Origin of the sequence: Nonomuraea sp. NPDC049714, assembly GCF_044465295.1 — a bacterium.
Classification (GTDB): Bacteria; Actinomycetota; Actinomycetes; order Streptosporangiales; family Streptosporangiaceae; genus Nonomuraea.
Genome location: NZ_JBITLM010000012.1, coordinates 326,928 through 351,479 on the forward strand (window position 1 = coordinate 326,928; position 24,552 = coordinate 351,479).

The 24,552-nt window shown below is 70.3% G+C and carries 23 protein-coding genes; 5 read left to right on the forward strand and 18 right to left on the reverse strand.

Translation table 11 applies throughout. The features are described from left to right. Positions 1-427: 427 nt before the first annotated feature. From ACIBQX_RS38450 to ACIBQX_RS38510, 13 genes are all read right to left on the reverse strand, one after another. On the reverse strand, positions 428-703 hold the full coding sequence (locus ACIBQX_RS38450) for a hypothetical protein (RefSeq protein WP_397013439.1): 276 nt from the start codon (positions 701-703) through the stop codon (positions 428-430). Positions 704-790: 87 nt separating this feature from the next. After that, on the reverse strand, positions 791-1,612 hold the full coding sequence (pssA, locus tag ACIBQX_RS38455) for a CDP-diacylglycerol--serine O-phosphatidyltransferase (RefSeq protein WP_397013440.1): 822 nt from the start codon (positions 1,610-1,612) through the stop codon (positions 791-793). Beyond that, a complete protein-coding gene (locus ACIBQX_RS38460; protein WP_397013442.1) occupies positions 1,599-2,240 on the reverse strand; it encodes a phosphatidylserine decarboxylase in 642 nt (213 codons plus the stop codon). The genes pssA and ACIBQX_RS38460 overlap by 14 nt, the downstream gene beginning before the upstream one ends. Before the next feature lie 110 nt (positions 2,241-2,350). Beyond that, a complete protein-coding gene (locus ACIBQX_RS38465) occupies positions 2,351-3,334 on the reverse strand; it encodes a TerC family protein (RefSeq protein ID WP_397013444.1) in 984 nt (327 codons plus the stop codon). 179 nt (positions 3,335-3,513) lie between these two features. Then, positions 3,514-4,617 carry a glycosyltransferase family 4 protein gene (locus ACIBQX_RS38470; RefSeq protein WP_397013446.1) on the reverse strand — a complete coding sequence of 368 codons (1,104 nt, stop codon included), beginning with the start codon at positions 4,615-4,617 and terminating at the stop codon, positions 3,514-3,516. 98 nt (positions 4,618-4,715) lie between these two features. Continuing rightward, on the reverse strand, positions 4,716-6,335 hold the full coding sequence (murJ, locus tag ACIBQX_RS38475) for a murein biosynthesis integral membrane protein MurJ (RefSeq protein WP_397013448.1): 1,620 nt from the start codon (positions 6,333-6,335) through the stop codon (positions 4,716-4,718). Positions 6,336-6,375: 40 nt separating this feature from the next. Then, the gene (locus ACIBQX_RS38480) at positions 6,376-7,239 is read right to left on the reverse strand and encodes a hypothetical protein (protein WP_397013450.1); all 864 of its coding nucleotides are present in this window, start codon (positions 7,237-7,239) and stop codon (positions 6,376-6,378) included. Between the two features lies 1 nt (position 7,240). Beyond that, positions 7,241-8,218, reverse strand: a complete 978-nt coding sequence (locus ACIBQX_RS38485) for a copper transporter (RefSeq protein WP_397013452.1) — start codon at positions 8,216-8,218, stop codon at positions 7,241-7,243. Then, the gene (gene steA, locus ACIBQX_RS38490) at positions 8,215-9,411 is read right to left on the reverse strand and encodes a putative cytokinetic ring protein SteA (RefSeq protein WP_397013454.1); all 1,197 of its coding nucleotides are present in this window, start codon (positions 9,409-9,411) and stop codon (positions 8,215-8,217) included. The genes ACIBQX_RS38485 and steA overlap by 4 nt, the downstream gene beginning before the upstream one ends. Positions 9,412-9,484: 73 nt before the next feature. Then, complete coding sequence (recN, locus tag ACIBQX_RS38495; protein ID WP_397013456.1) at positions 9,485-11,224, reverse strand: DNA repair protein RecN; 1,740 nt, start codon at positions 11,222-11,224, stop codon at positions 9,485-9,487. Between the two features lie 81 nt (positions 11,225-11,305). Then, positions 11,306-12,205 carry an NAD kinase gene (locus ACIBQX_RS38500; RefSeq protein ID WP_397013458.1) on the reverse strand — a complete coding sequence of 300 codons (900 nt, stop codon included), beginning with the start codon at positions 12,203-12,205 and terminating at the stop codon, positions 11,306-11,308. Then, complete coding sequence (locus tag ACIBQX_RS38505) at positions 12,202-13,014, reverse strand: TlyA family RNA methyltransferase (protein ID WP_397013460.1); 813 nt, start codon at positions 13,012-13,014, stop codon at positions 12,202-12,204. The genes ACIBQX_RS38500 and ACIBQX_RS38505 overlap by 4 nt, the downstream gene beginning before the upstream one ends. Next, entirely contained in the window at positions 13,011-13,169 is a 159-nt protein-coding gene (locus tag ACIBQX_RS38510) for a hypothetical protein (protein WP_397013461.1), read from the reverse strand. The genes ACIBQX_RS38505 and ACIBQX_RS38510 overlap by 4 nt, the downstream gene beginning before the upstream one ends. 125 nt (positions 13,170-13,294) lie before the next feature. On the opposite strand from ACIBQX_RS38510, the gene ACIBQX_RS38515 reads away from it, so the two are divergent. Continuing rightward, on the forward strand, positions 13,295-13,642 hold the full coding sequence (locus tag ACIBQX_RS38515; protein WP_397013463.1) for an SCP2 sterol-binding domain-containing protein: 348 nt from the start codon (positions 13,295-13,297) through the stop codon (positions 13,640-13,642). Positions 13,643-13,655: 13 nt separating this feature from the next. Here ACIBQX_RS38515 and ACIBQX_RS38520 read toward each other — a convergent pair whose 3' ends face one another. After that, complete coding sequence (locus ACIBQX_RS38520) at positions 13,656-14,627, reverse strand: HAD-IIA family hydrolase (RefSeq protein ID WP_397013465.1); 972 nt, start codon at positions 14,625-14,627, stop codon at positions 13,656-13,658. A gap of 77 nt (positions 14,628-14,704) precedes the next feature. On the opposite strand from ACIBQX_RS38520, the gene ACIBQX_RS38525 reads away from it, so the two are divergent. Beyond that, positions 14,705-15,145, forward strand: coding sequence for a TipAS antibiotic-recognition domain-containing protein (locus tag ACIBQX_RS38525; protein ID WP_397013466.1), 441 nt, complete (start codon positions 14,705-14,707; stop codon positions 15,143-15,145). Between the two features lie 504 nt (positions 15,146-15,649). On the opposite strand, the gene ACIBQX_RS38530 is transcribed toward ACIBQX_RS38525, so the two are convergent. Then, the gene (locus tag ACIBQX_RS38530) at positions 15,650-16,072 is read right to left on the reverse strand and encodes a tetratricopeptide repeat protein (RefSeq protein WP_397013488.1); all 423 of its coding nucleotides are present in this window, start codon (positions 16,070-16,072) and stop codon (positions 15,650-15,652) included. A gap of 109 nt (positions 16,073-16,181) precedes the next feature. Between ACIBQX_RS38530 and ACIBQX_RS38535 the strand changes: the two genes are divergently transcribed. Next, complete coding sequence (locus tag ACIBQX_RS38535) at positions 16,182-17,711, forward strand: DUF1015 family protein (RefSeq protein ID WP_397013468.1); 1,530 nt, start codon at positions 16,182-16,184, stop codon at positions 17,709-17,711. A gap of 1,272 nt (positions 17,712-18,983) precedes the next feature. Here ACIBQX_RS38535 and ACIBQX_RS38540 read toward each other — a convergent pair. Continuing rightward, on the reverse strand, positions 18,984-19,397 hold the full coding sequence (locus tag ACIBQX_RS38540; protein WP_397013469.1) for a single-stranded DNA-binding protein: 414 nt from the start codon (positions 19,395-19,397) through the stop codon (positions 18,984-18,986). Between the two features lie 109 nt (positions 19,398-19,506). On the opposite strand from ACIBQX_RS38540, the gene ACIBQX_RS38545 reads away from it, so the two are divergent. After that, a complete protein-coding gene (locus ACIBQX_RS38545) occupies positions 19,507-20,433 on the forward strand; it encodes an MBL fold metallo-hydrolase (RefSeq protein ID WP_397013470.1) in 927 nt (308 codons plus the stop codon). A gap of 39 nt (positions 20,434-20,472) precedes the next feature. Here ACIBQX_RS38545 and ACIBQX_RS38550 read toward each other — a convergent pair whose 3' ends face one another. After that, positions 20,473-21,687 carry a hypothetical protein gene (locus ACIBQX_RS38550; RefSeq protein WP_397013472.1) on the reverse strand — a complete coding sequence of 405 codons (1,215 nt, stop codon included), beginning with the start codon at positions 21,685-21,687 and terminating at the stop codon, positions 20,473-20,475. Beyond that, positions 21,627-23,243 (reverse strand): hypothetical protein, encoded by a 1,617-nt coding sequence (locus ACIBQX_RS38555; protein ID WP_397013473.1) that lies wholly within the window; start codon positions 23,241-23,243, stop codon positions 21,627-21,629. The genes ACIBQX_RS38550 and ACIBQX_RS38555 overlap by 61 nt, the downstream gene beginning before the upstream one ends. A gap of 397 nt (positions 23,244-23,640) precedes the next feature. Here ACIBQX_RS38555 and ACIBQX_RS38560 point away from each other — a divergent pair, with 397 nt between their 5' ends. Next, positions 23,641-24,390: an SAM-dependent methyltransferase gene (locus ACIBQX_RS38560; RefSeq protein WP_397013474.1), complete on the forward strand. Its 750-nt coding sequence runs from the start codon at positions 23,641-23,643 to the stop codon at positions 24,388-24,390. Positions 24,391-24,552: the final 162 nt, after the last annotated feature.

Below are 24,552 nucleotides of genomic sequence, written 5' to 3' on the forward strand. Positions count from 1 at the left end.
ACGCCCCCCCCCCCCCCCCCCCGCCGCCCCCCCCCCCCCCCCCCCCCCCCCCCCCCCCCCCCCCCCCCCCGAACCACCGCGCAACACAACGCCCACCGGCCCAGGAGCAGGCCCGCGCCACGAGCCCAACAGGCCCGGCACGCCGACCGCCGCAACTGCAACAGGTCACGTACGCCCTGGCCGCCGTGGAACCACGTCGATGGTGCCTGTACGCGCCGTCGCGGCGGCCCGCCATGTGCGGGTCAGCGGGCGTTTCCCTGGAGGCCCCCAGCCTTGGACGGCGGGTGGCTGAACCCGGCTGGCCGTGAAGATCCTGCTGCTACGCGACGGAGTCGCTGCGGCGGGAAGTCCCGCGAGAGGGAAACCCCTGGGAGAAGGCGCGGCAAGAGGGCCGTCGCCAGCCGCCATGCTCGCGTGATGGTGACGGTCAGCGGCGGGCCAGCACGCGTACGATCCGGGCGGCGGCCAGCGCGGGATCGTCGGCCGCCCCCACCAGATCCCCCCACGACCACCGGTAGAACCACCCCTCCGGCAGGGGCACACAGTCGACGGTCTCGGCGAGCAGCGCCGTGTCGTCGGGATCGCTGACCCGCAGCGCGGGCGGGTCGGCGCGCAGGGTCGCGGTCAGTCCGTGCTGCTCCAGCTCCACGGCCAGTCTGCCGAGGAAGTACGTACGCGTGTGCTCGCGAGGCGTGGCCGGCATGCCTCCATCAAATCCGATGGCACCGCGAAAATCCCGCCCATCGCGATGCCATCCACGTCACAGCCCGGCTGAGGTGCCCCGCCCGGCTCAGGAGCCGATGCGCTCGGCCTCCCTGCGGAGTTCGCGCTTGTAGAAGAGCACACGCAGCGGGATGGCGGCGACCAGCGCGATCTGCATCGTCGCGCCGATCTTGATGGGCAGGTCGCCACCCTCGGGCCAGGCGACCCAGAAGGTGAGGAACGCCACGTTCACCATGATCCATGCGAGGACCACGGCCGCGAGCTGCCCCTTCGGCTTGGGGTACTCGATCCGGCTGACCATCAGCCAGGCCACGCCCAGCACGGCCAGCAGCGACCAGAAGCTCGGCTCGAACAGCAGCACGATCGAGATCACGGTCATCGCGCCCATCGGGATGGGCAGGCCCATGAAGTCGCCGCTCTTGGTCTTGACGCAGGCGAACCGCGCCAGACGCACGACACCGGCGACGAGCACGGCCGCGGCGGCGCCCACCGCCGCCGCGAAGGGCACCTCGTTGGTGAACCCACCCCAGATCACGATCATGAACGCGGGCGCGAACCCGAAGCTGATGACGTCGGCGAGGTTGTCGAGCTCGGCACCCATGGCGGAAGCGCGGAAGCGCCGCGCGACCAGGCCGTCGAACAGGTCACAGGTGGCGCCGATGAGCAGCAGCACCACCGCCGTGGCGAAGTAACTGGGCGCGGGCGTGAACTTGCCGTCCGTCTGGAGTGCCTCGATCGCCGAGGCGGCCAGCACGCATACGGCGAGAAATCCGCACAGAGCGTTGCCCAGAGACAGGGAGTCCGCAGCGGACAGGCGGAACGCCTTTCCGACAGGGCCCCGAGGTTCTTCCTCTTCGACCTGCCAACCGCCGGCGTCAGCCGTGGTCAATTCTGGTCACCCCCGCAACCGTCTTCTCGCCCACGGAGACCGCGGGAGAGATCCCTTCGGGAAGGTAGATGTCGACCCTCGAACCGAACCTGATGAGCCCGATCCGCTCGGCGCGCGCGACCTTCGCTCCGGCGCTCACGTACGGCACGATCCTGCGCGCCACCGCGCCCGCGATCTGCACCATCTCGATGTCGCCGAGCGCGGTCTCGAAATGCCACACCACGCGTTCGTTCTGGTCGCTGTCCTTGTTGAAAGCCGGCACGAACCCACCTGGCACATGCTGCACGGAGGCGACATTTCCCGCAAGAGGGGCACGGTTGACGTGAACGTTCAGCGGGCTCATGAAGATCGCGACCCGGGTGCGGCCGTCCGGCCAGGGGTCGACGCTCTGCACGACGCCGTCGGCGGGAGACAGGATCCGGCCCTCGCCCGCGTTGCGGTCGGGGTCGCGGAAGAACCAGAGCATCGCGCCGGTCAACGCGCCCAGCGGCACTGCCGCGAGCGCCCACCGGCGGTCCCGTCGCGTCAGAAGCGCGGTGGCGGCCGCCGTGGCCACCGTCGGGAAGAGCCACGGGGAGACCCCGCGTGCGAGCCTTACGCGGCCCGACTTAGCAGAATCGACTGACACGTACAACCTTCGGTGGTGACTAGGACTGAGGCGCTTTGCCGTGATGTTACAGAACACGCAACTATGACACGACGCAACTACACAAGCAAAGCGCCTCGAAAGCCATTCCGCTAGACCTGCTCCGATTGGGTTTGCTCGCTCTTGCGCACGTCGATGCGGGACTTGACCAGGCTCGCCACTGTTGTGACGACCATGGTGACGCCGATGACCGTGAGCGACACCCAGATGGGGATCTGCGGTGCCCAGGAAACCCCACTGGCGTGCAGAGCTTCCAATACGAGCTTAACCCCAATGAACCCCAGGATGAACGCCAAACCGTAGCTGATGTACACGAGTCGCTGCAGCAGCCCGCCCAGCAGGAAGTACAGCTGACGCAGTCCCATCAGGGCGAACGCGTTGGCGGTGAAGACGATGAACGGATCCGTGGTGAGCCCGAAGATGGCCGGGATCGAGTCGAGCGCGAACAGCAGGTCGGTGCTGCCGATGGCGATCATGACGATCAGCATGGGGGTGACCATGCGCTTGCCGTCGATCTTGACCGTGATCTTGGAGCCGACGAAGGTCTCCGTGGTGGGGAAGGTCCTGCGCGCCCAGCGGAGCAACAGGTTCTCGTTGACCTGTTCCTCTTCACCCTTGCGGTGCTGGCGGATGATGTTGATCGCCGTGTAGATCAGGAAGGCGCCGAAAATGTAGAACAGCCCGCTGAACCGCTCGAGGGCGGCGGCGCCGACCGCGATGAAGATGCCGCGCATGACCAGGGCGAGCAGGATGCCGACGAGAAGCACCTTGTGCTGGTAGGCCTTCGGCACGGCGAACCGGCTCATGATGATGAAGAAGACGAACAGGTTGTCGACGCTGAGACTGTATTCAGTGATATATCCGGCGAAGAACTCGCCGGCCTTCACCGGTCCCGATGTCGCCCAGAGGATCACCCCGAAGATCACGGCCAGCGCGATGTAGAAGGAGACCCAGTAACCGGCCTGCCGCATCGAGAACTCGCGGGCTTCGCCGCGATCGACGATCCACAGGTCGACCGCCAGGACGACCAGAAGGCCGCCGATGACGACAGCCCAAGCCCACCATGGTTCGCTCACGTTTGTATTACCTCCGGCATACACGACGGATTGCCGGAGGTCTCTCCCGCCCGCCTGACACGCGGACCGGCAGCCCCGGGGGCCCCGTGGAGCGGGACTACACCGTGATGACGAGGCTGCCGCGAAGGGATACTCCCCTCCCTTAACGCACGCAGTATACGAGAACGCGTATGGCTCACCTAATCAGGGCTTCGATCTGACCGTTCGTAGACATCCAGGACGCTCCTGACGGCGTCGTCCTCCCCTGGCAACTCCGCGCCGCGCCGCGCCGCCGCCGCGGCCAGCCGCGCCGCCGCCTCCGGGTCCGCGATCACCTCCTGTACGGCGATGCGCAGAGCGTTCACGTCCCCGTAGGGCACGAGCACGCCGGCGTCACCGACGAGCTCGGGAACCCCGCCGACGGCCGTCGCGACCACCGGCCGCCCGGCCATGAGCGTCTCGCTGAGGCTCAGCGGCTGCCCCTCCCACCTGCTGGCCCAGACGGCCACGGTGGCGGCGGCGAGCAGGTCGGGCACGTCGTCCCGGTTGCCCGGCAGGAGCACGGGCAGCCTCTCGTCGTCGATCCTGCGCTGCAACGCGGCCCGCGACGGCCCTTCTCCGGCGATCACGAACAGCGGCTCCCGCCCGCCCGGCCAGGGGCCCGCGGCGGCGTCCAGGAGGCTTTCGAGCCCTTTCTGCTGGGCGAGCCTGGCGATCGTGAGCACGATGGGCCGCTCCCCCGCCCCCAGCTCGGCCCGGACCTCGGCCGGGGAGCGCCGGGCAGGGCGCGGCACCGGTGCGGGAACCACCGCCGGGCGCACGTCACGGGCGCCGAGCGCGCTCATCCGCTCTCCCAGGTCGGGCGAGACGACCAGGACATGATCGGCCAGGCGCGCCACGATCCGTTCCAGCACCCCGTAGACCGCCCCGACGGCGCCGCCGGCGGTGAGCGCGTTGTGCAGGGTGACGACCAGCCTCGGCCCGCCCCGCCGTACCGGCCGGCCCAGCCCGGCCAGCGCGGCCAGCGCCCCGGCGCGCAGCCCGTGGGCGTGCACCACCTCGGCCCCCCTGGTCAGGCGTCTGATCGCCGCGACCGTGCGCAGGTCGTTGACCGGATCCGGCCGATCGGAGACCCGCACCTCCGCGAAGCGGGCTCCCGCCGCGCCGAACCCGAACTGCTCCTCGACGCTGCGCGGCCCCACCACCACCACGCGATGGCCGAGCCGCGCCAGGCCACCGGCCAGCATCAGCACATGCCGCCCGGTGCCTCCGGACGTGGTGCCCAGCACGAATGCCACCCGCACAGCCACTCCTCCCTCTCAACCGACCGTCACCGACCCCCGGCCCAGCCCCTCGCCCGACCTCACGAGGCCTGCTCGCCCCCATCGACCTGCAGCTCACTTCACGGGCCTTCGCGCCTGCCGAGCGCCCCGGCCACCATCCTGGCGTCGGCCCGGTCCATCAGGACCACGACCCCGACTCCCACGGCCAGCGCCACCACGGCGGCCAGCAGCGTCGCCCCCACGTTCGCCCACGTCCCGGTCGCCCCGAACGCCTCGGCCACGGCGGCCCCCGCCCCGAACCCCGCCACGCCGGCCGCGACGGCGGCGGCTCCCGCCCGCCCCAGCCCGGCCATCGCGGACCTGCCCCGCGCCCGCACCACGAAGAACAGCAGCGCTCCCCCGCCGGCGGTCATCCCGGCGGTCATCCCCAGCGCCATCCCCGCGATCTGCCACCCGGCGGGGAACGCCAACGCGAACCCGGTCTGCGCCACCATCACCACCACCCACCCCACCACTGTCCCGGCGGCGGCGGCCCGCCCCCGCCCGAGGGCGTACAGCACCCGGCTCAGGTGCGCGATGAGCCCGTAACCGATCAGCCCCGGCGCGAACAGTGCGACCGTCCGGGCCAGCTCGACCGGCGACACCGTGGTCTGGCTGCTGTCCAGGAACACCACCGAGCCCGGCTCGGACGCGGCGGCGAGCACCCCGGCCGCCACCCCCGACACCAGCACGACCGCGCGCGTGGTGCTCGCCGCGAGCGCCGAGAACGCCTCCGTCTCGCCCCCCTCCGCCTGCGCGCTCAGCCTGGGGAACGCACTGGTGGCGATCGGTACGGCCAGCACGGCGTAAGGCACCAGGTAGATGGCCCACGCGTAGTTGTAGGCCGCGAGCGCCCCCTCACCGATCACCTTGTTGGACAGGGCCAGCACGACCACCATGGCGGCCTGCTGCGCCATGAGCGCGGCGATCCCGGCCAGGGCGAGCCTGCGCACCTGCGCGGCCACCCCTTCGGGGAAGCGCAGCGTGGGCCGCCACCGCACGCCCAGCCTGGCGGTGGGGCCGATGACGGTGAGGACGAGCGCCAGCACGCCGAGGCTGGTGCCCACGGACAGCGCGAGCTCGGCGGCCCGTGGCACCTGGCCGGGGTCCGCATTGCCCTCGCTGAGCGGCACGAACAGCAGGTAACCGACGATGACCACGATGCTGGAGACGAGCGGCGCGACGGCGGGCCCGGCGAACCTGTTGTGCGACTGGAGCAGTCCGTAGAGCACGACGGCCACGCCGTACAGGGGGATCTGCGGCGCGAAGACGACCAGCATCCGGGTCGCGACGGCGTCCACCGCCGCCGCCTCGCACCCGTCGACGCTGAACAGGCCGACGATCGGCCCCGCCAGCAGCGCGGTGAGCACGGCCACGGGGACGAGCACCACGAGCACCCAGGTCAGCAGCGCCGAGGTGATCCGCCCCACCCGGTCGCGGCCCGACCCGGGCTCGGTGACTCCGGCCGCCGAGCCGGCCAGCACCGGCACCACCATCCCGGCCAGCGCCCCGCCGATGACGACCTCGAAGACGATGTTGGGGATCTGGTTGGCCGTGAAGTAGGCCGAGGAGAGGCAGTTGGTGCCGACGGTCTGGGCGAGGGCGTACTGCTTGGCGAATCCCGTGACGCGGGCCAGGACGGTGATCGCCCCGATGAGCAGCGCGCCTCCCGCCACGCCGCGAGCGAGCCGGGACGTCACACTCCTCCTGACATTCGCCCGATGACGGCGGGCACGGTCCTCACACGGGGTCGACGGGGCGGCGGCCCAGCATGTCCAGCCGGTTGAGCACCCGGTTGCCCGCGATGACCTTGGTGAAGCTGACCTTCTCCGAGGCGGCGGTGAGCGCCGCCACGGTGCCGAGCAGGACCAGCCGGCCGGGCCGGCCGAGCTGGGTCACAGCGGCGAGGCCGAGCAGGGCGCCCAGGGCGTTGGCTCCGGCGTCGCCGAGCATGGCCTGCTCGCCGAGGTCCTCCGGCAGCAGCGCGGCGGCGGCCCCCAGCGGCACCGCGGCCAGCGCCGCCGTCATCGGCGAGTCACGGACGACGGCGGCCACGAGCAGCGGCCCGCCGGTGAGCAGGCCGACCTTGATGGCCCGGCCGGGGCGCAGGTCGAACAGGTTGGCCAGGTTGGCGGCGCCGGCGATGGCGGCGCCGTTGACCACGGTGTCGACCGGCCCGCGGGAGACGAGGGCGGCGGCGCCGAGCCCGGTCGCGCCGATCCCGAGGATCTTGACGGCGCCGCTGGTGACCTCGCCGCGCGCGAGCGCCGTCAGATGCCCCTTGAAGCCCTTGGACGAGGTCGTCCCGTAGAGGTCGTCGTAGGCGCCGAGCGCCCCGCTGCCCGCCCCGGCGAGCAGGGCGGCCAGCCGCACCCGTGGCGGCAGCCCGGGCGCCAGCGCGGCGGCGACGCCGGAACCGGCCACGAAGGCGGGGCCTTCCAGCAGCGTGATGGGCTCACCCCGGTGGTTCTTGCGGGCCCAGCGGCTGCCCGTGTCCTTGGCTGTGTCCTTGTCCTTGTCGCGGGTGAAGGCGGTGTAGGCGGCGCGGGCCGCGGCGGCGCCGAGCGCGGCGCCGGCGAGGGCGTAGAGCAGGCCACGGGCCATGTCAGCTCCCTGACTCGGTGGATGTCGGGGTCGGGGTCGGAGTCGGCTCCACGGGCTGGAACGCGCTGACTCCCTGGCCGGTGCCGTACTGCCCGGCGCCCCCGCTCACTTGCTCCCGCAGAGCGTAGACGATCACGATCCGGCCCGCGGGCAGATCGGCACTGTCGACGGTGGAGACGCGCTTGGCGAGCTCGGCGTCCTCCCGCAGCGCGGTGATCACTCCGCCGGGGGCGGCGGCGGTGTCGGCGCCGGCGATCACCAGGCCCTTGCCGCCCGCGTCCAGGCCGCCCGCGAGCGTGGTGAAGGCCGCTGCCTGAGCCGGTGCGCCCTCACCCTCGAAGGGATTCTCCGGCGCGAACATCACCGCGACCGTGGCCCGCTTGTCCGGGTCGCCGTCGATGTTGAGGAACCCGCCCGTCTCCAGGCCGGTGAGCACGGCCGCCGTCGCCTCGTTGGGGACGCCCACCTGGGCCTGGTCGGTGGTCATGACGGTAGCGGCGAGCAGGGTGGCGACCTTGTCGTGGGTGCCTGCCGTCGTGGCGAACGTCATCTCGGCGGGCTTGAGCTGATTGACCAGGCCGTCGAGCACGCCCACGCTCTTGGGGTCGAAGAACCGCTCGGTCAGCGACAGGCGGCCGGTGACCAGGGCGCCCGCCGCCGTGAGCACCTCCTGCTCGGCCTCGCGCACGGCGGCGTTGGTGCCCGGCGCCTCCACCAGCAGCACCTGCTCCCCGGCGAGCTCGCCCTCGACCAGCTTCGGCATGAGGGTGGTCACGAACGAGTCGGTGGCCTGGCTCTGGCCCAGCACCTCGTCGATCTGTTCGCGCTGCTCCTGCTTCTCCGCGGTGAGCTGGCGCGTCAACTCCTCGGCCGACCTGATGGCGGGATCCTCCAGCAGCGTGGTGCCCAGGACGATGCCCACGGCCAGCGCCAGGAAGATGGCGACGATGGAGACCAGGTGATAGCGGAAATCGATCACGAGAAGAGCCCGACCAACCAGAAGATGAAGGAGTTCCAGAAATCTTGCAGGCCGTTCAGCCAGGTCTGGCCGAGCGGTGACAGTGCGAGGGCGACCCCCATGGTGATCAGCGCCGTGATCGCCAGCAGCAGCAGCTGCGGGGTGGAGATGCGGCTGCGGTAGAGCATGCTCACGCCCTTGGCGTCGACGAGCTTGCTGCCGACGCGCAGGCGGGTGAGGAAGGTGCTGGCCATGCCGGAGCGGCCCTTGTCGAGGAACTCCTCCAGCGTGCCGTGGGTGCCGACGGCCACGATGAGCTCGGCGCCCTTGTCGTCGGCCAGCAGCATCGCGATGTCCTCGCTGGTGCCGGTCGACGGGAAGATCACGGCGTCGCGGCCGAGCTGGTGAACCCGCTCCAGGCCTGGTGCCCGGCCGTCGCGGTAGGCGTGCACGATGAGCTCGGCGCCGCAGGTGAGCGCCTTGGTGGAGACGGAGTCGAAATCGCCCACGATCACGTCGGGCAGGTAGCCGGCCTCCAGGAGCGCGTCGGCGCCGCCGTCGACGCCGATGAGCACCGGCCGGTATTCCCTGAGGTAGGGGCGCAGGGTGGCGATGTCTTCTTTGTAGTGGTAGCCGCGCACCACGATGAGGGCGTGCCGGCCCTCGATGACGGTGCGGATCGGCGGCACGCCCACCCCGTCGATGAGCAGCTTGCCCTCGCCGCGGACGTACTCCATCGTGTTGACGGCGAACGCCTCGATCTGCACGGCCAGCCCGGCGCGGGCCTCGGCCATGGCGGCCTCGACGGCTTCGGGGGTCTGCGCCTCGCCCTTGCCGACGACCTCGTCGCCGAGGTAGACGGCGCCTTCGTGCAGCCGGACGGTGTCGCCGTCCTTGATCCGCTCGAACAGCTCCTGGCTGGCGTTGTCGACGAACGGGACGCCGGCCTCGATGATGATCTGCGGGCCGAGGTTGGGGTAGCGGCCGCTGATGCCCGCGGCGACGTTGACCACGCCCGCGGCCTCGCATGACACCAACGCCTCCGCGCTGACCCGGTCCACGTCGACGTGGTCAATGATCGCGATCTCCCCCGGCTTGAGGCGCTTGGTGAGCCTCTTCGTCCGCCGATCGATTCGCGCCACACCCGTGACACCGGGAAGGTCGTTGACCTTCCGCCCGCGGAGGCCCGGCATCTTGTTACCCGGAACCTTCATCAAGACCATCCTGCCAGAGGGAAACACTTAGGCGGCCACGCACTGCGGGGCGTGTCCGCTATGTCACGCAGGATCACCGGTCATTCGCGGCCAGACCGAGCAGCTCCTCCGCGTGTGCCCTGCCCAGCTCGGAGTCCTCCAGGCCGGCGAGCATGCGTGACAGCTCCTTGACCCTACCTTCGTGATTGAGCGTGACGACGCCACTGCGCACCACGCTTCCGTCGCCGGCCTTCTCCACCACCAGGTGCTGGTCGGCGAAGGCCGCGACCTGTGGCAGGTGGGTGACGACGATGACCTGCGCGGTGCGGGCCAGCCGGGCGAGCCGGCGCCCGATCTCGACCGCGGCCTTGCCGCCGACCCCGGCGTCGACCTCGTCGAACACGAACGTGGGCACCGGGTCGGCGCCGGCGAACACCACCTCGATCGCGAGCATGACCCGGCTCAGCTCGCCGCCGGAGGCGCCCTTGTTGAGCGGGAGCGGCGGCGCGGCGGGGTGGGCGGCCATCCGCAGCTCCACCTCGTCGATGCCGTCAGGGCCGAACTCGGCCGCCTGGGAGAGCTGGACGGTCACCCGGGCGTGCGGCATGGCCAGGGCGGTGAGCTCGTCGGTGACGGCCTGGCCGAACCGCTCGGCCGCCGCCTGCCGGATCCGGGTGAGCTCGGCGGCCAGCTCGGTCAGGCGCTCGGTCAGCTCCTCGAGCTCGCGGGTCAGCTCCCCGATGCGGTCGTCGTCGCCCTCGAGCTCGGTCAACCGGCCGGCGGCCTCCTGCGCCCAGGCCAGGACCGAGGCGCTGTCCTCGCCGTACTTTCTGATGAGCCCGGTCAGCACCGAGCGCCGCTCCTGTACGGCGGCCAGCCGGGCGGGGTCGCTCTCGATCGACTCGGCGTAGGCGGCCAGGTCGGTGGCCACGTCGGAGATGAGGTAACCGGCCTCGGCGAGCCTGTCGGCCATGTCGGCGAGCTGGGTGTCGAAGTCGCGCACCGCCTCGACGGCCGTGCGGGCCTCACCCAGCAGCGAGATCACGTCGTGCGCGCCGCCGGTGGCCTCCATCGGGTCGCCGAGCAGCGCCGTGTGGGCGGTGGTGGCGGCGCTGCGCAGGGCGTCGGCGTGTGAGAGCCGCTCCTCCTCGCCGAGCAGCTCCTTGTCCTCGCCCGCCTTGGGGTCGACCTTCTCGATCTCCCGCAGGCCGAACCGGAGCAGGTCGGCCTCCTGCGATCGCTCCCTGGCCCTGGTGGTGAGCTCGTCGAGCAACGCGGCGACCTGCTTGTGCCGTTTGTAGGCCTGCGTGTAGGCGCGCAGCGGCTTGACCAGGTCGTTGCCGGCGTAGCGGTCAAGGGAGGCGCGCTGCCTGGCCGGCTGGAGCAGGCGCTGCTGGTCCATCTGGCCGTGCACGGCGACCAGGTCGTCGGCGAGGTAGGTCAGGGTGCCGACGGGCACGGTGCGGCCGCCGAGCCAGGCCCTGGACCTGCCCTCGGCGGAGACGGTGCGGGAGATGATGAGCTCGCCGCCCTCCGCCTCGCCGCCGATGTCCTCGACCTGCTGGGCGACGCGGCCGCCGCCCTCGATGATGAGCGTGCCCTCGATGGTGGCCTTGTCGGCGCCCGGGCGGATGCGCGCGGGGTCGGCCCGGCCGCCGAACAGCAGCCCGAGCCCCGTGACGACCATCGTCTTGCCCGCACCGGTCTCGCCTGTGACCACGTTGAAGCCCGGCGAAAGCTCCAGCACGGCCTCGTCGATGACGCCGAGTCCCTGGATGCGGACCTCCTCGACCCTTGGTCGCAACTGCCCACTCCCGTCACTTCCGTGTTTCATGATCACGCGCTCGGCGAACCTCTCAGGCGTGTTCCGAACACCTGTGCGCATGTGATCCTACGCGCTCGCGCCTCAATTGACTCAGGGTCGCACCCTTCCACGCCACCCCTGAACGGGTAGTTCGAACTTGGCGACCAACCTGTCGGTGAACGGCGCGCCGGTGCTCTCCACACCGTGCAGGCGGGCCAGCCGTACCGGCTCGGTGCCGCGCCGGACCTCCACCCGCGCGCCCGACGGCAGGTCGAAGCGCCGGCGGCCGTCGCACCACAGCACACCTCCGGGCGTGTCGGGCAGGATCTCGACGGCGAGCGTGGAGCGCGGCGAGACGACCATCGGCCGGGCGAACAGCGCGTGCGCGCTGATCGGCACCATCAGCATGGCCTCCACCTCCGGCCACACCACCGGACCACCGGCGGAGAAGGCGTAGGCGGTGGAGCCGGTCGGAGTCGCGCAGATCACGCCGTCGCAGCCCCAGCGGGACAGCGGGTGGCCGTCGATCTCGGCCACCACCTCCAGCATGCGGTCCTGCTTCTCCACGGTGATCTCGTTCAGCGCCCAGGTGTCGGCGATGATCTGGCCGTTCTGCCTGGCCAGCACGTCGATGGTCATGCGCTCCTCGACGTCGTAGCGGCCCGCGACCACGTTGTCGACGGCGTCGGTCAGGTCGGCGACCTCGGCCTCGGCGAGGAAGCCTACGTGGCCGAGGTTGACGCCGAGCAGCGGGGTGCCGGTGGGCCTGGCGAGCTCGGCCGAACGCAGCAGCGACCCGTCGCCGCCGAGCACGATCATGACCTCGGCGTCCTTGACGGCGCTGGGCTCGCCCACCACGACCTCCGCGCCATGGCAGCCGAGGTCACCCGCCTCCACGTCGAGAACCTTGACCCGAATGCCCGCCTCAAGCAGTCGGTCGATCACCAGGCGGGCGCTGTCGATGGCGGCCTCCCGTCCGGTGTGCGCGGTGACCAGCACTGTCCGGTTCATTGCGGCCCTTCCGCCACGGCCCGCCGGATCTCGGTCTCGAGGTCGGCGACCGGCGGCTCGCCTTCACCCTTGCCCAGCCAGAGAAGGTACTCCACATTGCCGGCCGGTCCGGGCAGCGGACTGGCGACGACGCCGCGCACGGTCAGGCCCAGCTCCCGCGCCTTGGCGGCGGCCTCGCGCACGGCGCCGGCGCGCAGCTCGGGGTCGCGCACCACGCCGCCCGCTCCGACCAGCTCCTTGCCCACCTCGAACTGGGGCTTCACCAGCATCACGAAGTCCGCCCGCGACGCCGCGACCGTCACCAGGGCGGGCAGCACGAGCCGCAGCGAGATGAACGACAGGTCGCCGACGATCAGCGTCGGCGGCTCACCGACCAGCTCGGGCGTGAGGTCGCGCACATTGACCCGCTCCATCACCGTCACCCGCTCGTCGCTGCGCAGCGGCCAGGCGAGCTGGCCGTAGCCGACGTCGACGGCGAGCACGCACGCGGCTCCGCGGCGCAGCAGCACGTCGGTGAACCCGCCGGTGGACGCGCCCGCGTCCAGGCAACGGCGGCCCTCCACCGACAGCCCGGCGAACGCGTCCAGGGCCCCGACCAGCTTGTGCGCGCCACGCGAGACGTAGTCGGGCCCGTCGGCGGACTCCGCGACGACGATGGCCGACGCGGTGTCCACCTGGGTCGCGGGCTTGGCCGCGCGCCTGCCTCCCACGCTGACCCGGCCCGTCTCGATGAGCTGGGCGGCCTGCTCGCGCGACCTGGCCAGGCCGCGTCGTACCAGCTCGCTGTCGAGCCGGAGCCTGCGGCTCACTGGGCATCCACGGCGCTGAGGGTGGCCTCCAGCCCGGAGAACGCCTCGTCGAAGACCGCCACGTGGTCGCTCACCGGCAACTCGGCCAGGCGGGCCAGCCCGGCGAGGACCGCGTCGACCCGCTCGTCGCCGGTCTCCTCTGGCAGCTCACTCATGACACGACGGTAACGCCTCGCACGAGCGTCCGGGACCTCGGAAGGGGTGTCAGTCGTTGGAGGTTCGTACGGGTGACCGCGATGTGGAACGCTACGGACCGTAAGAAGGCAGAAGGGAAGGCATCATGGCAAGCGTCGAGGAGTGCCGGGCGGCACTGGTCAAGCTCGTCGCCCAGTTCGACGAGATCGACGAGGCGGACCGGGCCAAGCACGTGGTCGAGCGTACGGTCAGCTGCAGGGTGTCCGACCTCGGCGTCGTCTTCTACGGCCGCCTGCACCACGGAGGGCTGGACCCGTTCGTGGAGGAGGCGCCGGCCGGCGGCAAGCCCGCCGACGTCAAGATCACCATCCGCAGCGACGACCTGATCTCGCTGGTCGACGGCGAGCTCGACCTGGGCCGCGCGCTGTTCGGCGGCCGGGTGAAGATCGACGCGAGCTTCGGCGACCTCCTCCGGTTGCGCCGCCTCCTCTGAGCCTTCGACTTGATCAGGTGATGCGGTCGAGCACCGGCTTGACCGCGTCCTCCTCGGCGCTCCCCGCCCCCGCCGCTTCCCAGGCCGCGTCGCAGGCGGCGCGCAGCCCGTCGATCCGGCTGCCGTCGCCCTCCAGCCGCAGCGAGCCGTTCACCCAGCCGGCCCGCCAGCCTCCGCAGACGCCGCGCCGTACCTCCGGGTAGGGCAGCAGCAGCGCGGACAGATCCTCGCCGACGTACGTCGGCCTGCGGGCGGCGGGCGCCGTCAGCAGGTCGAGCGGGGTGCAGACGCCCGTGAGCACCGCCAGCCCGTCGACGCCCGCGTTCACGGCGCCCTCGATGTCGGTGTCGAGCCGATCCCCCACCACCAGCGGCCGTCGCGCCCCCGTACGGATCACCGACTCGCGGTGCAGCGGCGGATCGGGCTTACCCGCGTAAACCGGCTCCACCCCGGTGGCCGTGGCGATCACCCGCACCATGGACCCGTTGCCCGGCTGCTCCCCGCGCCCCGTGGGCATCGTGCTGTCGCCGTTGGAGGCCACGAACAGCGCCCCCTGCCGGACGGCCAGCGCCCCCTCCGAGAGCAGCCCGTACGACAGACCGGGCGCGAACCCCTGCACCACCGCCACGGGCGAGTCCGTCGCCGTGCTGACCGGCCTGAGCCCCTGGTCCCGTACGGCCAGCCGGAGCCCCGACCCGCCCACCACCAGCACGTTCGACCCCGCCGGAACCCTCTCGGCGACCAGCCGCGCCGCGGCCTGCGCCGAGGTGACGACGTCGGCGCTGCCCGCGGGCACACCCAGCGCGCGCAGGTGCGCGGCGATGGCGGCCGGCGTCCGCGAGGCGTTGTTCGTCACGTACGCCAGCCGCACGCCACGCCGCTGCGCCTCCTCCAACGCCGATGGAGCCCCGGGCACCGCCCGATCGCCCAGATAGACGACCCCGTCCAGGTCCAGTAGCAGGGTGTCATAGCCGTCGATCAGCACCGCGCCTCATTCCGTTGACCCTCACGTCGCGTCAGACCCTAGCCTCGGCGTCGAACCCGCCTAAGAGGAGGCTGACCATGTCCATGGAACTCAATCTCACCACCGAGGATAGAGCGGAGCTTTTCGGTGACTTCCGCCCGGAGGAGTACGCGGCCGAGGCTGAGGAGCGATGGGGCGGCACCGACGCGTGGAAGGAGTCGGCCGCCCGCACCAAGTCGATGACCAAGCAGGACTGGGCCCGTTTCACCGCCGAGGCGGCGGACATCTCCGACCGGCTGGCGGTCCTGATGCGGACCGGCGCCCCGGCGACCGGCGAGCAGGCGATGAGCCTGGCGGAGGAGCACCGGGCGCACATCACCCGGTGGTGCTATCCGTGCGGGTACGACATCCACCGGGGTCTCGGCGAGATGTACGTCGCGGACCCGCGCTTCACGGCGAGCATCGACCGGACGGCCCCCGGCCTGGCGGCCTACTACCGTGACGCCATCCTGGCCAACGCCACCCGCAACGACTCCTGACCACCCCACACCGCCCCCATCCTGACAGCCACCCCGGCCCAGACCGCGCCCAAGCACCGTCCGAGCCGGACGAGCCGGAGTCCGACCGAACTCGGCTCATCCGGTCGGACGAACTTGGGCTGGGCGAGGCCACGCCAGCCCGGACGGGCCGAGTCGGGCATGATCCGACGGGCCGAGTCGGGCATGATCCGACGGGCCGAGTCGGGCATCGTCAGATCCGGCCAGACCAGGTCGAGCGGGGCGGGCCTGACCAAGTCGAGTCTCGCCTGGACGGGTCAGAATGACCCTTGTCAGGTCCTGGTCGGATCGAGCCGGCCAGGCCTGGACGGGTCAAGCCTGGACGGGTCGAACCTGGACGGGTCATGGTCAGGTCCGGCCCGGACGGGTCAAGCCTGGACGGGTCGAACCTGGACGGGTCGGGGAGCAGCGCTCCCCGGGCGCGTTGTTCCCACCGGAGAGTCGCCCTCATCGCCCGACCAGGCCGCTGCCCGAGCTCTCCCAGTACTACATTTCCCGCCGCGCGCGAAGCGTCGCCCGCACACTCTTCAAGGCCGACACGTAGTGGTTCTCGTCGGGCCGCATGGCCACAGCGATGGCCAGCGGCTCCTGCGCCCCCTCGATGTCACCTGTGCGCCACAGCGAGAGACCCAGCCCGAAATAGGCGTAGTCCTCCGCCGGGTTCGCATCGACGATCTGGCGAAAGCTGCTGGCCGCCTCGACGTACTGCCGGGAGTTGAACTGCGCCCGGGCCAGCGCCTCCCGGATGCTGCGCGAGCCGGGCTCAGCATCGGCGGCCCGCTCCAGCAGCGCGGCGGCAGCAGCCGGACTGCCTTCCTGCAACAACTTCACCCCACGCTGGTACCAGTCGTAGACATCACCGCCCGGGGTCCCATAGGAGTCATCGTGTACGTTTCCGCCCTGGACCATACGTGAGCTCTCCTTCTTCGACATACGACGATTTCCTGCGGAATCGGACGCCGTCGTGGCGTCGGGGCTACTACGGAAAGGCTCAAGGGTTTATGGCAGCATGCCCGGTATGGGGATTTCCGAACTGCCGATTCCGGATGGGCTCGTGCTACGCCCGTTCCGGGGTGTCCGTTTCGCCGTTGATGATCCCGCCAAGGTGACCTCCCCACCGTACGACCTGATTTCGGACGGGGACGTCCACACCTTGCTGGACTCCCATCCCAACAACGTCGTCCGTCTCATCCTTCCCGCCCCGCCGGCACCGGACGCCCCCGTCGAACATCTGCCCCAGTCCCCTGACACTCCTCGACCAGCCAGCGAGACAAATACCCATAAGTCCCCTAATAGCCCCCAAAGCTTCGCCCCGTCCCGGTACAGCGAGGCCCGCAACACCTTGCTGGCCTGGCTGAAGTCAGGGGTGCTCGCCCGCGACGAGCACCCGGCCCTGTACGTCTACGAGCAGCGCGGCCAGGACATCCTCCAGCGCGGACTGATCGGGGATGTGGGCCTGACAGACCCCGCGCAGCGCATCATCCTGCCGCACGAGGACGTGCTCCCCGGCCCCATCACGGACCGTCTCGCGCTCATGAGCACCACACAGGCCAACCTCGAACCCATCTTCCTTCTCTACGACGGCGACCACGGCACGGCCACGACCCTGGTGGACGAGGTGGCCACAACCCGCCCACCCCTCATCACCGCCCATACGGAAGACGGCCTGACCCACCGCCTCTGGGCCATCACCGACCGGGCCGAGATCGACGCCATCAACGCCGACCTGCACCCCCGCCAGGCCCTCATCGCCGACGGCCACCACAGGTACGCGACGTACCGCGTCCTCCAACGCCAGCAACACCTCACCCACAGCACCGCAACCTCACACAGTGAGGACACTCCGAACCCTGAACCCCGTACGGACATTCTGGATGCAGAGTCCCGTACGGGCACTCAGAACCCAGAGTCCCGTACGGACACTCCGGACGCAGAGTCCCGTACAGCCCTCCGGATGCCCGGATCGAGCCGGCGCGAGTCGAGCCCCTGGGACTTCGGCCTCGCCCTGCTCGTGGACTCCACCACGTACGCGCCCAACCTCCGGGCGATCCACCGGGTCATCCCCGACCTCCCGCTGGAGGAGGCCGTCGCACGGGCGAAGGGATCATGGCGGGTCCACGATCACGAGGACCTCGAACAGGGCTTGGCCGCCCTCGACGCCGCCAGCGAGCCCGCCTTCCTGCTGACCGGCGAGGGAGGCGTCCACCTCATCACCAACCCCGATCCCGTACAGCTCGCCCTGGCCATGCCCGCCGACCACTCCGACCGATGGAACTCGCTGAACACCTCCGTACTCAGTGAGTTCGTACTGCCGAAGGTTTGGGGCCTGGAGGACAACGAACAGACCGTACGCATCGTGCACCACGACGCTCAAGCCGCCGCAGGACTGGCCGTCGCCACGGGCGGCACCGCCGTCATCCTCAAACCCTTGGCCATGGACGACGTCCTGGCAGTCGCGGCAGGCGGTGAACGAGTCCCCCGCAAATCCACCTCCTTCGGCCCAAAACCCAGGACAGGCCTAGTCCTCCGCACCTTCGCCACCGACTGAACCAACCAGACGGCTGAACCGACCACACAGACAGCTGACCAACCGAGCGGCCCACCAGCTGACGACCAAGCCAACCTCACGAGCCGCCGACCAAGCGACCACAGAGGATCAACAACGCCTGAACCGCCGGCAAGAGACCCACAGCGAAGTAACCCGCTGTCCCACCCAGGTGCCTAGCGCGCACGGCGTTGCGCCTGAGCACTCAGACGGGGACGCCCACGCTCAGACTGACAGGGCGCCCACCCCCCCCATGATCCGCCGCCAAATCTCGGTGGACATTCTCGGGCTCAGCCGGCTCCTTCTCAGAGACGCACGACGCCTGACCATTTGTGCAGGCTCGACCCGACCACACGGCCCACCGCCCTTCAGTCCACCGGCTTCGATGCACCGCCCTGCCGCCTGGGACCCACCGACCTCTGGTGCGGCAAGGGCTCCGGACTTCCGCAACCCGGGCCGGCCGGCACTCTCCCGCCCGCACCAGAAGATCCCTCACCGTACGGGCGAAGATGTCGACCGTCTCCTTCCGAACCACCGCGATACCAGGACGCGCCTCCTTCCGGATTGCCGCGATGCCAAGGTGCGCCGCAGCGTTGTCGGCGGCAGCCTGCATCACCGTGCCGTCCTCTCGACGCGCTCGACGGCCTTCTCTCTGGCGCTGACGGCAAGACAAGGTCTTGCCAGCAAGGGAGGCGTTCGCCCGAACGATGGCAACCGTACGGTTTCACCAGCGCCGCCAGCACGCCAGTACGCCAGCCCCGGACTCGAAGGAGAAATACAGCGACCCACGGCAGATCCCGGCGCCGGTGGGGTCCGTCCAGTGACCTACGACAGGGCAGAAGGCTCTACGGTTTCGACCGGTGCGACAGCGTGCGCGCGAACGCCCCTGCGGTGGTGTTCGGGGCACAGGCCGTGCTTCTCGCGTCGGCCGTGAAGACGGCGCAAGATTCGTCACTTCGCCTCGCGGCGTACAACACGGAGAAGACCTACGCCGGCCGGATCGCGACGCGACTCGCCGTAGTGCCCGGACGCCATGCCGGCGGCCGTGGATTGGCTGCTGTGGGAGCGGCGACGGCCACCGTCTGGCCAACCTCTGTTGCAGTCTTTGGCAGACGCCCTGCTCGTGCTCCTTGCGATCTCAACGATCGCGGCCCTCATCGGCGGGGACCGGCGTTTCCAACCGGGCACCCACTCCACAACGCCGAGGACCGGGAGCCCGCGTGAACTAATTGCGACCGACGTCCTCGACTGGAGCACCCCTACGCGCCCTCGCCGTCAACTCGCCTCAGCGAGGTAGGCCACCGGCCGGGGCTGCAGCGTCTCGGGTGGATCAGGTTCGGCCGAGGACTCCGGCAGGAGCAGGGGCAAGGGCTCGGCATCGATCGCTCTGGCCGTGTTGACCTCCACCTCGTAGCACCAGATCTTCGCCCCCGTCGGCCCGTAGACCCGGCAGCGGAAGGCGCCCGTGATCTCCATGGCGTCTCGGGGCTTGAGGTTGCGGACGAGATCGGCCGCCTCCGGGGCGAAGGTGACGCAGGGGATGCTGTCGGTGTGGACGCCGCCGCGCTGCCCGCGCCTGCGGCGGCGCACCAGCAGGCGCCACTTCGTCATGATGTCGCCGCTCGGCAGGCACCGGTCCTCGACCGCTGCCGACAGCCGTCCCACCAGCAAGACCTCGTTGCGGTCCACTGTCGTCCTCCCATTGATGTCGTGGTGGAGATCACTCTCTACGATGAGGAGGAAGCCGGTTCGGCTCGAATGCCGTTCTGGGGACAGCCGACGCGGCTCGGGAGTGCCTGTGGACAACATCACCGCCCTAGGCGGCGACGTCTATGAGATCGACACGAAGATGGCCGGCTACACCGGAATCACCGCCGGCTACCTGATCCTCGGTGATCGCCCCTGCCTGGTGGAGACCGGGACCTCGACGTCCGCGCCGGTGGTGCGCGACGCGCTGGCCTCGCTGGGCGTGGGGCCGGAGGACCTCGCCACGGTGGTCGTCACGCATATTCACCTGGACCATGCGGGCGGAGTTGGCGATATCGCCAAATTCTTCCCGTCCGCGCAGGTGGTCGTACATGAGAAGGGCGCACGGCACCTGGCCGAACCGTCCCGTTTGATGGCCAGCGCCCGGATGGTGTGGGGAGATCGTCTCGACACACTCTTCGGCGAGTTGTCCCCCACCGAAGCCGAGCGCATCGTCGCGCTGGGCGACACCGGAGCCATCGACCTCGGCAACGGCAGGACGCTGAGCAGCCATTACTCGCCCGGCCACGCCAAGCACCATGTGGGCCTGATCGACTCCGCCACCGGCGACCTCTACGTCGGCGACGCCGCAGGCGTCTACATGCCCGAGACCGGCGATCTGCGCCCCGCGACACCTCCGCCGGACTTCGACCTGCAGACGGCACTCGACTCGATCACTCTGTTCGAGGCGCTCGGTCCGCAGCGGCTCCTGTTCAGCCACTACGGACCGGTCGATGCCGTACGTGAAACGCTCGAACGATCTGCGGAAGAACTCCGCGTCTGGGTGGATCTGACCCGCCAGGCCCATTCCGAGGGCATGGACCTCGATCATGCCGTCGCGATGGTCCGCGACCGTACCAAGGAGCGCTACAGCGCGCTCACCGCCGATGACGGCACGGCCGAGCAGTTCGAACTCCTCAGCGGCGCTCCTTCGAACGTCGCGGGCATCCTCCACTGGCTCGACCGCGTCTCGCCGTAACTCTTCATGCGGGTACGGATGCCGTACCCGCATGAAGGCCTAACTGTCGCGATTATCGCGCTTCGGGGTGTCCTGAGGCCCTTCATCGGGCTGGTCGAGGATGTCACCGAAGTCCGGCTCGATGAAAGCCGGCGTGATGTTCGGAGCGCCGAGCTCCATGATCTTCTCCGGCTCCGCAGCAGGGGAAGCACCGGAATCAGCGGCCGCCTGACCATCCGGAACATCGTCGGGCTCGGCATCATCCAGAAGGTCGCCGGACCCGGCATCGGCGGATCCGTCCTGAATGTCTTCCAGATCGGCATCATCCGGGAGGTCACCGGACGCGGCTTCCTTCAGCCCGTCCTGAATGTCGTCCCGGTCCGCTTCACGCGGATCGTCCAGAACGTCGCCCCGCTCCACGCCCCTGGGTTCGTCCAGAACATCGCCTCGATCGGCAGCCTCCGAGCTGCCCGACTCCCCAGCCGGAGCGGCAGCGACTTCCGTAACCGCCTCCGCTTCCTCCGGATCGTCGTCGAGCTCGTCGGATTCCTCCGCCTCGGATCCTTCGAGGCGGTCGCCATCCTCCTCGGACACCGAAAGCTCGGCATCCTCGACGTCATCGTCGTCGTCGAACTCCTCCTCGACGTCCTCGATGACGGCACCGGTCAGCTCGGCGTACCGCTCGGCGGCCTCCGTCTCACCGTCCTCGTCGAAGGCCATCGCCCTGGCGAACCAGTCCGTGGCCGCCTCCTGGTGCCCGGCCTCGGCCAGCGCGTCGGCGTAAGCGAACGCGAGCCGCGCGGACCAGGGCTTCGGCTGCGGATCGCGCAGCTCGGGCAGGCGCTGGAGCGTGATGACGGCGGCGTCATTCTGCCCCAGGTCGCGCCGGGCGCCGGATTCGACGATCGACAGCTCGATACGGCCTGCCCGGTCAAGACGCTCAGCCTCGGGCGAACGGACCAGGTCGAGCGCGCGCTCTGGCCTGCCCATCCCCCGCTCGCAGTCGGCCATGATCGGCAGATAAGCATCCGAACCGGTCATTCTCCGCGCGGCACGCAGATCGCTCAGCGCCTCGGAGAAGTGCCCCGCACGGTAGGCGACGATACCGGCGGCCTCACGTACGACGCCGATGCGCGCCGCGAACCTACGGGCCGCCTTGGTGTGCTCGTACGCCTTGTCGGGATCGTCCTGCTCCAGAGCCCGCTCGGCGGCGATCATGTGCCGGCCGACCAGCTCCGCCAGGTCGTTGGGCAGGGACCGGAGCTCCTCGCGCACTTCCTTGTCGAGCTCGTCAGCCGTGATGTCCGGCTCAAGCTCGGGCAGCGGCTCGCGCGGCGGGGCGTCCGCCTCACGGTCGTCCCTGCCGTACCTCGCGCGGGTGCCACTGTCGGGACGCTCATCACGTGAGTCCCGTGAGAACGGCCGCGACCGGTCATTGCCCTGATATCCGCCTTCCCGGCGGGGACCACGGTCATCCCGGAACGGCCGGCGCTCACCACCGGACGAACCGCCTCGATCGTCCCGCGCACGGAACGGAGGCCGACTCTCGCCACCCTCGCGGCGCGGCCCACGATCATCGCGATCACGGTACGGTCGACGCTCACCACCCGAGGCACCCTCACTACGAGGACCACGATCGGACCGGAAGTCGCTACGCGGCCCCCGGTCGTCACGATCCCGGAACGGCCGACGCTCAGGGCCGCCCTCAGCACGAGGTCCCCTGTCGGAGCGGTAGCCGCCCTCGCCGCGAGATCCGCGGTCGAAGCCTTCACTCCTGGGACCGCGGTCGTCCCGGTCCCGGAACGGCCGACGCTCACCACCGGGCGAACTTCCGCGATCGTCCCGCGCGCGGAACGGAGGCCGGCTCTCACCATCCTCACGACGAGGACCACGATCGCCACCCTCGGCACGAGGGCCACGGTAGCCACCCCGGTCGTCGCCCCCACGGTACGGGCGACGCTCACCAGCAGCACCCTCCGCACGCGGCCCACGATCGAAACCCTCACGCCTGGGACCACGATCATCCCGATCCCGGAACGGCCGACGCTCACCACCGGAGGAGCCCCCACGATCGTCGCGGAAACCACCCCCACGCTGCGGCCCCCGATCGTCACGATCCCGGAACGGCCGACGCTCACCACCCGAGGCACCCTCACTACGAGGACCACGATCGGAGCGATAGTCGCTACGCGGCCCCCGGTCGGAGCCCTCACTCCTGGGACCACGATCATCCCGGTCCCGGAACGGCCGGCGCTCACCGCCCGACGTGCCGCCGCGATCGTCCCGCGCACGGAACGGAGGCCGACTCTCACCACCCTCACGACGAGGACCACGATCGCCACCCTCGGCACGAGGGCCACGGTAGCCACCCCGATCGTCGCCCCCACGGTACGGGCGACGCCCACCAGCAGCACCCTCCGCACGCGGCCCACGATCGAAACCCTCACGCCTGGGACCACGATCATCCCGATCCCGGAACGGCCGACGCTCGGCACCGCCCTCAGCCCGAGGGCCACGATCATCGCGATCGCGGAACGGCCGACGGTCACCGCCAGAAGTCCCACCGCGATCGTCCCGATCACGGTACGGCCGGCGCTCGGGACCTCCCTCGGCACGAGGGCCCCGGTCGGAGCGGTAGCCGCCCCCGCGGTCATCACGCTGCCCGCCTCCGGCGCGGGGACCGCGGTCATCACGCCCTGCGCCCCGCTCACCACGTCCCTGCGAACCGGAACTCCGATCCTGGTAAGGACGCCGCTCGTCACTACGCGGGTACTCCCGGCGCGGCCCCTGGTCGCCGCGCCCTCCTTCATCACGCCGTGGCCCGCGGTCATCACGACTGAACGGACGTGACCCGCCACCGTCGGAGCGGGACGGACGGTCGCTCCCGGAGCCGCGCTCCTCGCGCCCGCGGGAGCCGTAGCCGCCGCCGCTCCTGTCACCGCCGCTGGAGCGCCCGTCCTCGTGGTCGCCGCGACTGCGCTGTCCGCCGTCCGATCCGCTATCTCTGTTCACTTCTAGGTCCATTTCGTTGGCTCACTCAGCGGACCCTTGCTCTGTACGGCGGCCCGCCGTGGCTGGTCGCCGCCTGTCGAAGGCCTTACGCGACGAAGGCCACCCGTGGTGGGGTGGCCCGGTGACACAAGCCTAGCAAGCCGCAGCGCACGCGAGCGCCGGACGCCCGCCGGATATCCAGTCGCCCGGCGCCAGGAGATTCGCGAGACTGACCTCATGTCCCTGCGCTTCCACGAAATCGCCGAGTCACGCCATCGCATTCTCAACCCGCTCACCGACAACAAGCTGCGACAACTCGGCGAGATCTGCCGCATCACCCCACGCACCCGCCACCTCGACCTGGCGTGCGGCAAGGGCGAAATGCTCACCCTCTGGTCCGCCCAGTACGGCTCGCAGGGCGTTGGCGTCGACATCAGCAAGGTGTTCCTGGAGGCCGCGCAGGCACGCGCCCACGAGCAAGAGGTCGCCGACCGAGTCCGCTTCGTCGAAGCAGACGCCGCCTCGTACACCGACGAACCACAGTCGTACGACATCGTCTCCTGCATCGGCGCGACCTGGATCGGCGACGGCCTGGCCGGCACGCTCGACATAATGCGCCGCCCGCTTCGCCCTGACGGCATCGCCCTGGTCGGCGAGTGCTATTGGGTCACGCCGCCACCGCCGGAGGCCCGCACCTCCCTGGGCGTGACCGAGGACACCTTCACCTCTCTGGCCGGCACGGCAGGGCGTTTCGAAAGGGCGGGGTTCGAGCTCCTGGAAATGATTCTGGCCAGTCCTGACGACTGGGACAGATACGTGGCGAGCCAATGGTGGACACTCAGCGACTGGCTGCGCGACAACCCGTTCGACCCGGAGGTCGCCGAGATACGCACCTTCCTGTCCCGCTCAAGAACCTCACATCTGGAGTACGGGCGCCAGTACCTGGGCTGGGGCACCTTTGTCGTGCGCCAAACCAGTAACCACTGAGCCCAAGAACTTTCACAACGCAAAAAAAGGGGGTTCCGTACCCGCAGGCGTGGAACCCCCTCCAAATGCAGGAAGGGCCCCGACAGCCAAAGTGTCGAAGCCCTACCTGAAAGATTGTCCGGCGGTGACCTACTCTCCCACACCCTCCCGAGTGCAGTACCA

Coding starts and splice junctions, on each gene's coding strand:
- ACIBQX_RS38525 (WP_397013466.1), top strand. CDS start 14,705: ATGTCCATGGAACTCAATCTCACCACCGAGGATAGAGCGGAGCTTTTC.
- ACIBQX_RS38500 (WP_397013458.1), bottom strand. CDS start 12,205: ATGAACCGGACAGTGCTGGTCACCGCGCACACCGGACGGGAGGCCGCC.
- ACIBQX_RS38535 (WP_397013468.1), top strand. CDS start 16,182: ATGGGGATTTCCGAACTGCCGATTCCGGATGGGCTCGTGCTACGCCCG.
- ACIBQX_RS38555 (WP_397013473.1), bottom strand. CDS start 23,243: ATGACCGCGGGCCACGGCGTGATGAAGGAGGGCGCGGCGACCAGGGGC.
- ACIBQX_RS38515 (WP_397013463.1), top strand. CDS start 13,295: ATGGCAAGCGTCGAGGAGTGCCGGGCGGCACTGGTCAAGCTCGTCGCC.
- ACIBQX_RS38530 (WP_397013488.1), bottom strand. CDS start 16,072: ATGGTCCAGGGCGGAAACGTACACGATGACTCCTATGGGACCCCGGGC.
- ACIBQX_RS38450 (WP_397013439.1), bottom strand. CDS start 703: ATGCCGGCCACGCCTCGCGAGCACACGCGTACGTACTTCCTCGGCAGA.
- ACIBQX_RS38480 (WP_397013450.1), bottom strand. CDS start 7,239: ATGGCCCGTGGCCTGCTCTACGCCCTCGCCGGCGCCGCGCTCGGCGCC.
- ACIBQX_RS38510 (WP_397013461.1), bottom strand. CDS start 13,169: ATGAGTGAGCTGCCAGAGGAGACCGGCGACGAGCGGGTCGACGCGGTC.
- ACIBQX_RS38560 (WP_397013474.1), top strand. CDS start 23,641: ATGTCCCTGCGCTTCCACGAAATCGCCGAGTCACGCCATCGCATTCTC.
- steA (WP_397013454.1), bottom strand. CDS start 9,411: ATGAAGGTTCCGGGTAACAAGATGCCGGGCCTCCGCGGGCGGAAGGTC.
- recN (WP_397013456.1), bottom strand. CDS start 11,224: ATGAAACACGGAAGTGACGGGAGTGGGCAGTTGCGACCAAGGGTCGAG.